4 protein-coding genes and 1 pseudogene are annotated in these 6,359 nt (G+C 42.9%); all 5 read left to right on the top strand.

Going from position 1 to position 6,359, the window contains the following annotated elements; all coding sequences use genetic code 11:
- The first annotated feature begins 506 nt into the window (after positions 1-506).
- Entirely contained in the window at positions 507-1,481 is a 975-nt protein-coding gene (locus AB6D93_RS23360; protein ID WP_048611924.1) for an autoinducer 2 ABC transporter substrate-binding protein, read from the top strand.
- Between the two features lie 93 nt (positions 1,482-1,574).
- Positions 1,575-3,068, top strand: a complete 1,494-nt coding sequence (locus AB6D93_RS23355) for a sugar ABC transporter ATP-binding protein (protein ID WP_372050290.1) — start codon at positions 1,575-1,577, stop codon at positions 3,066-3,068.
- Complete coding sequence (locus tag AB6D93_RS23350) at positions 3,061-4,059, top strand: ABC transporter permease (protein WP_016790620.1); 999 nt, start codon at positions 3,061-3,063, stop codon at positions 4,057-4,059. Before AB6D93_RS23355 ends, AB6D93_RS23350 begins: the two co-directional genes overlap by 8 nt.
- Positions 4,059-5,018 (top strand): ABC transporter permease, encoded by a 960-nt coding sequence (locus AB6D93_RS23345; protein WP_372050291.1) that lies wholly within the window; start codon positions 4,059-4,061, stop codon positions 5,016-5,018. The genes AB6D93_RS23350 and AB6D93_RS23345 overlap by 1 nt, the downstream gene beginning before the upstream one ends.
- Before the next feature lie 11 nt (positions 5,019-5,029).
- Positions 5,030-6,319: pseudogene (locus AB6D93_RS23340) on the top strand (FGGY-family carbohydrate kinase); the annotation flags it as partial.
- Positions 6,320-6,359: the final 40 nt, after the last annotated feature.

Below are 6,359 nucleotides of genomic sequence, written 5' to 3'. Positions count from 1 at the left end.
TAGATGATCTGATCGTAGCTTTAAGCATTAGTTCCCTGATTTAGGAAACAAAGCCACTTAACCACTATTCGTTATTTAATTACACCCCCTAAGTGTATTTATCAATTCTCAATAACATTGTTCCCTCAATAGTTACCTCCCCATACAAGATATATTGAATTTCCGTCTCATACGTAGTGACCATTGTCTGGTTTTGACCAATAAAACACTCATTAATATTAGCCACTGAAATCTGACTCTCCACCTAACATTCTCCACGCCAAAATATGAATACATTACGTTATCGTTATGTTTTTAAATTGTTATAATTTTCGTATTTTTCCGTTATTCAAATACCCCACCGTATGATTTTAACTATTTATTAACATTATCGATCGTCAGAATTAACGTTACTGTGTCTGTGTCACGGTTTGGTTGTGCATGGTAATTTTTGTATTGAACTATGAGATAGCATGTATTCGTCAATTTTATTGAACCCTACACATAATAAAAAAGGATTGATGGACATGAAAAAGGTATTACTAAAAGCTGCTGCACTAACTCTTGCTCTTGCTGCTGCAGGTGCACACGCTAAAGACTATGAAATTGTAAACGTCGTTAAAGTATCTGGTATTCCTTGGTTTAACCAAATGAACAAAGGTATTGAACAAGCAGCGACTGACTTTGGTGTTAACGCACGCCAACTTGGTCCTTCTACACCAGACCCAGCACAACAAGTGAAAATAATTGAAGACTTGATTGCTAAAGGTGTCGATGCAATTACGGTTGTGCCAAATGATGTAACGGTTCTTGAGCCGGTATTCAAGAAGGCACGTGAGAAGGGCATTATCGTTTTAACTCACGAATCTCCGGATGGGCACGGAGCTGATTGGGATATCGAAACTATTGATAACCAATCCTATGCGAAAGTGACTATGGATGAGCTTGCAAAAAATATGGGTGAGAAAGGTGGATACGCTGTTTACGTAGGTTCACTTACGGTGCCGTTACACAATAACTGGGCAAATTTGGCAATAGATTACCAAAAGCAAACTTACCCAGAAATGTATGAAGTGACCAGCCGCATGCCTGTTGCTGAAAGTATCGATCAATCATACGCAGCGACCAACGACTTGATGAAGGCTCACCCTGATATGGCAGGTATTGTTTCTTATGGTTCTCTAGGTGGCATTGGTGCTGGGGAAGCGATTAAGAAGAAACGAGCTAAAGATAAGATCAGTGTTGTAGGCATCTTAATGCCAAGCCAAGCCGCACCTTACTTGATGCGCGGCGAGATTGATAAAGGATACTTGTGGAACCCTGCTGATGCTGGCTACGCGATGGTCGCTGTTGCAAAACAAATGCTAGATGGCAAAGCAGTAACAGATGGCGTAAACGTTAAAGGTTTGGGTGATGCTGAAATCGATACAGAAAAACGCGTAGTGAAATTTAATAAGATCCTTGAAGTCGATAAAACAAACGCGCGTCAACTTGGCTTCTAAGCGTTAACTTTGACAAGTTCGTTAATGTTTTACTGATAACAAGTAATAACTTCGGGGTAGTGCAATTCTACCCCATGATTTATGGAAATTCATATGTCTGGTACTCCTTTCATTACCCTCAAGAACATGTCAAAACATTTTGGCTCAGTGAAAGCCTTGGATGGTATTAACCTAACCTTCAATCAAGGCGAAGTACACTGTTTAGCTGGAAAAAATGGCTGTGGTAAAAGCACATTGTTCAAAGTTATTTCGGGTGTCCATGCGCCGGAAAAAGGTGCTGAAATTCTACTTGAAGGTAAAAAATATCCACGCTTAAATCCGCAACAATCAATTGAGCATGGCATTCAAGTTATTTATCAAGACTTGTCGCTTTTCCCTAACCTTACCGTCGCAGAAAACATAGCTATTCAAGATCATGTTGAGTGGACAAAGGGATTAGTTCAGCAAAAGCGTATCGAAGAGATTGCGATTAAAGCAATGGCGAAGGTCGGCGTGAAGCTATCATTGGATAAGCGTGTAGAGCAACTTTCGATTGCAGAGTGTCAATTGGTTGCAATTTGTCGAGCGATGGCGTCTGACGCCAAGCTAGTGATCATGGATGAGCCAACCGCTTCGTTAACTCGTACAGAGGTCAATCACCTGATCGAAGTTGTTGCGGATCTAAAATCGAAAGGTGTTACCGTTGTTTTTGTTAGTCACAAGCTCGACGAAGTGATGGAGATCTCTGATCGTATTACCGTTATCCGTGATGGGCGTACCATTGGTACCTATCAAGCCGATGAAGTGGATAGCGACGAGTTGGCATTTTTAATGACAGGTCAACGTTTTGAATTTTCGCCTTTAGCGCCATACCAACAACAAGGTGATGTGAAGCTAGAAGTAAAAAACCTGACTAAACAAGGTCAATATCACGATGTGTCATTGTCGGTTCGTGCTGGTGAAATCGTCTCCATTACTGGATTACTTGGAGCGGGTCGCACCGAGCTTTGCATGGCATTATTTGGAATGAATAAGCCTGACAGCGGCGAGATCCTAATTAATGGTCAACCGACGTCGTTTCGCTCCAATCGTGATGCGATCGCACAAGGGATTGGTTATGTATCAGAAGACCGCATGTCAACTGGATTAGTCATGGACCAATCGATTCAAGACAACATTACTGCTTCGGTATTAAAGCGTTTACAAAAGCCATCGGGTGTACTGGACCATCTTAAAGCCAATAAGCTAGTGGAAAAGCTTATCTCATCACTATCAATCAAAGTTGCAGATCCAAAATTACCTGTTACTAGCCTTTCTGGTGGTAACGCGCAGCGCATTTCGATTGCCAAGTGGATCGCGGCAGAGCCCGAAGTTCTGATTCTTGACTCACCGACCGTCGGTGTTGATGTCGCTAACAAAGAAGCCATCTACAACATTGCCAAAGACCTTGCTGCAAGTGGTATGGCGATCATTATGGTGAGTGATGAAATCCCTGAAGTGTTTTACAACAGCCACCGAGTGATTGTGATGAAAGAAGGACGTTTTACCCATGACTTCCAGCCGACTAATTGCTCAGAGCTACAAATCATGGAGGCCGTCAATGCATAATCAATTTAAGCGCCAATTGGCTTCGTTTAGCAAGCGTCACGAATTCTATCTCTCCGTAATGATCGTACTGATTGTGGCGGTACTGACTGCGACATCAGAAGATTTTCTTACGTTAGGTAATATCTTCGATATGTCAGTAAGCTCGGCGTTACTTGGCATCATGGCTTGCGGTCTATTTGTAGTACTTATTGCTGGTGGGATTGATATTTCATTTCCCGCCACGGCAGCAATTGCCCAATATGTTGCGGCCACATACATTCTAAGTATTGGCGGTAACTTTATGATTGCCTTTGGTATTGCCGCATTGGTTGGTGTGCTATTGGGTATGATTAACGCAACATTGGTTTATAAGCTTAAAGTACCGGCGATCATCATAACCATTTCCACGTTGAACCTGTTCTTCGGCCTACTGATTTATTTTAGCAATGGCGAGTGGCTATATGGTTTCCCTGATTGGTTTATGGATGGTGTTGAGTTATTTAGCTTCACTGGAAGCGATGGTTATGACTATGGCTTGTCACTGCCAATTCTGACTTTAATTGCCATGATTGCGCTGACGTCGTTTTTAATGTCGAAAACGCGTTTAGGCCGTCAAATATACGCTGTGGGTGGAAATGCTGATGCCGCGAGCCGTATCGGTATAAACCTCTTTGGCATCAATTTGTTTGTGTATGGTTACATGGGAGCGCTAGCGGGTATTGCGTCAGTAGTTCAAACACAAATTACTCAATCGGTGGCGCCAAACTCTTTAATGGGTTTTGAGCTTACTGTGCTTGCGGCTGTAGTACTTGGTGGAACGAGTATGACGGGAGGCAAAGGAACCTTATTCGGTGTGATTTTAGGTGTGATTTTGCTAGCGGTAGTGAAAAACGGCTTAACACTATTGAGCGTGCCTTCTTACTGGCACACCGTTGTGACGGGGTTGATTATTGTTTGCAGTATCAGCATGACCGCTATTAATGAGAAAAAACAAGCAGCGCAGGGGGCATAATGGAACAGGTTCTAAATAGTTTAAAGCTGCCAACGGATAAGAACATTCGTTACTTGTTGGTTATTTTAGTTGGTATTTTGGTGGTGATGGGCTTTACCAGCGGTCAAGCATTTTTCTCAATCGACAACTTACAATCGATGTCATCGCAAATGCCGCTATTGGGTTTGCTGGCACTGGCAATGGCCGTATGTATGTTGACTGGTGGTATTAACCTATCGATCATCGCTACTACAAATGCATGTGGCTTAGTTATGGCGAGCATCATAACCCAAGCACCAGATAGCTCTACGATGTTGGTATTAGCACTAGCGGGTGGTCTGATTACAGCAGTAGTAATTGGCCTTCTTAACGGAGCATTAATCGCTTACGTTGGAGTCTCTCCAATTCTTGCTACTTTGGGCATGATGACGTTGATCAATGGCCTTAATGTTCTTATCTCAGGTGGCAGCGTAATTTCAGGATTCCCTGAAGCACTATTGGTTCTAGGTAATGGCTCGTTAATGGGCATCCCTATGCCACTTATCTTGTTTGTCGGTTTTGCGATGGGATTGTGGGCTTTACTTGGGCATACAAGTCTTGGTCGTACGATTTATTTGATGGGCTCTAACGAGAAAGCCACACGATTCTCAGGCATCAATACTCAAAAAGCCACACTGTATGTATATGCGCTCTCTTCAATTCTATGTTGGGCGGCCGCAATTGTAATGATGGCAAAATTCAACTCAGCGAAAGCTGGTTATGGAGAGTCTTATCTATTAATTGCGATTTTGGCCTCAGTGCTCGGTGGCATCAATCCAGATGGTGGTTTTGGACGCATTATTGGTATTGGCTTAGCACTGATTGTACTGCAAACGTTAGAAAGCGGTCTTAATTTACTGGGAGTGAGCAGTTATCTCACTATGGCGCTGTGGGGCGGCATCTTGATCCTATTTATCTTCTTACAAAAAAATAAGGCTTAACGGGGAAGGATATGAGTATTTATTTTATCGGTGTTGACGTAGGCAGTGGTAGTGCACGAGCTGGCGTATTCGATGCTCATGGGCGTAAAGTCGGTGAAGCGAAGCGTGATACCCAAATGTTTAAGCCACAAGCAGACTTTGTTGAGCAATCTTCAGAAAACATTTGGCAGTGTGTGTGTTTGGCAGTAAAAGACGCCGTTTCACAAGCGAATATCGATCCTATTCAAGTAAAAGGCATTGGTTTTGATGCTACATGCTCGCTTGTTGTATTGGACAACAAAGGCGAACCTTTAACAGTTAGCCCAACAGGTCGTAGTGAACAAAATATTGTGATGTGGATGGATCACCGTGCTATCACGCAAGCAGACCGCATCAACACTACTGAACACCCAGTGTTGGCATATGTTGGCAACCGTATTTCGCCAGAAATGCAAACACCAAAGTTATTGTGGCTAAAACAAAATATGCCCAATACATGGTCTAAAGCAGGCTATTTCTTTGACTTACCAGATTTCCTGACTTGGAAAGCTACCTTTGATGCTAGTCGATCGCTTTGTTCAACTGTATGTAAATGGACTTACCTTGGTCACGAAAGTAAGTGGGATAAGAGTTTCTTTGAACTGATAGGTTTAGAAGACTTACTTGAAGATAACGCCCAATCAATTGGCGATCGTATTTTGCCAATGGGTCAGCCTGTCGGGGATGGCCTAACGGTTCATGCGGCGGATGATCTGGGCCTGGTAGCCGGAACAGCTGTTGGTACCTCAATCATCGATGCACATGCTGGTGGTATAGGAGTATTAGGTGCTGCGGGGATGACGGGTGAAAAAGCGGATTTCAATAAACGTTTGGCTTTGATTGGTGGAACCTCTTCTTGCCATATGGCGGCATCAAAAACGGCACGTTTTATCGATGGGGTTTGGGGGGCATACTACGGTGCAATGATACCTGGTTACTGGCTTAATGAGGGTGGGCAATCAGCAACGGGTGCTTTGATTGACCACATTATTACTTCACATCCAATCTATGACAGAGCTAAAGAGCAGGCTGATAAATTGGGTCAAACCATCTATCAATTGCTTAATAACCGTTTGTTAGAACTTGCTGGTAGCAAAGAAGATATAGCTTTTTTGACGAAAGATATTCATGTGTTGCCTTACTTTCATGGCAACCGTTCGCCACGTGCTAATCCTCATTTAACTGGCACTATTACTGGCCTTAAAATGTCGAAAACCATTGATGATATGGCGATGCAATATCTTGCAACGTTACAAGGTATTGCTTTACATAGACAGAACCTTAAGCACTAAGCTCAGCGTAAATTCCGTCTAACGTAATGTT

It is taken from the genome of Vibrio sp. 10N.247.310.23 (genome assembly GCF_041467155.1).
GTDB classification, from domain to species: Bacteria; Pseudomonadota; Gammaproteobacteria; order Enterobacterales; family Vibrionaceae; genus Vibrio; species Vibrio crassostreae_C.
Note: the sequence above shows the minus strand (reverse complement) of the source record. Positions and strands in the feature narration are given on the sequence as shown.